2 rRNA genes (1 of these 2 cut by a window edge) are annotated in these 1,475 nt (G+C 55.9%); both read left to right on the top strand.

What is annotated here, in order from left to right:
- Positions 1-1,390 (top strand): 16S ribosomal RNA (locus AB0P29_RS16110); the annotation flags it as partial.
- Positions 1,391-1,398: 8 nt separating this feature from the next.
- Positions 1,399-1,475, top strand: a 23S ribosomal RNA gene (locus tag AB0P29_RS16105); its annotated part runs 1,795 nt beyond the window's last position; the annotation flags it as partial.

Genomic DNA, 1,475 nt, shown 5'->3' with positions numbered 1-1,475 from the left:
TGACTCTGGGATAAGCGCTGGAAACGGCGTCTAATACCGGATATGAGCTGCGATCGCATGGTCAGCAGTTGGAAAGATTTTTCGGTCTGGGATGGGCTCACGGCCTATCAGCTTGTTGGTGAGGTAATGGCTCACCAAGGCGTCGACGGGTAGCCGGCCTGAGAGGGTGACCGGCCACACTGGGACTGAGACACGGCCCAGACTCCTACGGGAGGCAGCAGTGGGGAATATTGCACAATGGGCGAAAGCCTGATGCAGCAACGCCGCGTGAGGGATGACGGCCTTCGGGTTGTAAACCTCTTTTAGCAGGGAAGAAGCGAAAGTGACGGTACCTGCAGAAAAAGCGCCGGCTAACTACGTGCCAGCAGCCGCGGTAATACGTAGGGCGCAAGCGTTATCCGGAATTATTGGGCGTAAAGAGCTCGTAGGCGGTTTGTCGCGTCTGCTGTGAAATCCCGAGGCTCAACCTCGGGTCTGCAGTGGGTACGGGCAGACTAGAGTGCGGTAGGGGAGATTGGAATTCCTGGTGTAGCGGTGGAATGCGCAGATATCAGGAGGAACACCGATGGCGAAGGCAGATCTCTGGGCCGTTACTGACGCTGAGGAGCGAAAGGGTGGGGAGCAAACAGGCTTAGATACCCTGGTAGTCCACCCCGTAAACGTTGGGAACTAGTTGTGGGGTCCATTCCACGGATTCCGTGACGCAGCTAACGCATTAAGTTCCCCGCCTGGGGAGTACGGCCGCAAGGCTAAAACTCAAAGGAATTGACGGGGACCCGCACAAGCGGCGGAGCATGCGGATTAATTCGATGCAACGCGAAGAACCTTACCAAGGCTTGACATATACGAGAACGGGCCAGAAATGGTCAACTCTTTGGACACTCGTAAACAGGTGGTGCATGGTTGTCGTCAGCTCGTGTCGTGAGATGTTGGGTTAAGTCCCGCAACGAGCGCAACCCTCGTTCTATGTTGCCAGCACGTAATGGTGGGAACTCATGGGATACTGCCGGGGTCAACTCGGAGGAAGGTGGGGATGACGTCAAATCATCATGCCCCTTATGTCTTGGGCTTCACGCATGCTACAATGGCCGGTACAAAGGGCTGCAATACCGCGAGGTGGAGCGAATCCCAAAAAGCCGGTCCCAGTTCGGATTGAGGTCTGCAACTCGACCTCATGAAGTCGGAGTCGCTAGTAATCGCAGATCAGCAACGCTGCGGTGAATACGTTCCCGGGTCTTGTACACACCGCCCGTCAAGTCATGAAAGTCGGTAACACCTGAAGCCGGTGGCCCAACCCTTGTGGAGGGAGCCGTCGAAGGTGGGATCGGTAATTAGGACTAAGTCGTAACAAGGTAGCCGTACCGGAAGGTGCGGCTGGATCACCTCCTTTCTAAGGAGCACTGCACTCTTCGGAGTGACAGAGCCGGTTTCGAGACGAATGTTCTCGACCGGAGCTCATGGGTGGAACATTTGAC

The organism is Microbacterium sp. NPDC080220 (genome assembly GCF_040686395.1).
In the GTDB taxonomy this organism is placed as follows: Bacteria; Actinomycetota; Actinomycetes; order Actinomycetales; family Microbacteriaceae; genus Microbacterium; species Microbacterium gawkjiense.
The sequence above is the reverse complement of the archived record's forward strand: the minus strand, read 5'-3'. Positions and strand labels throughout refer to the sequence as shown.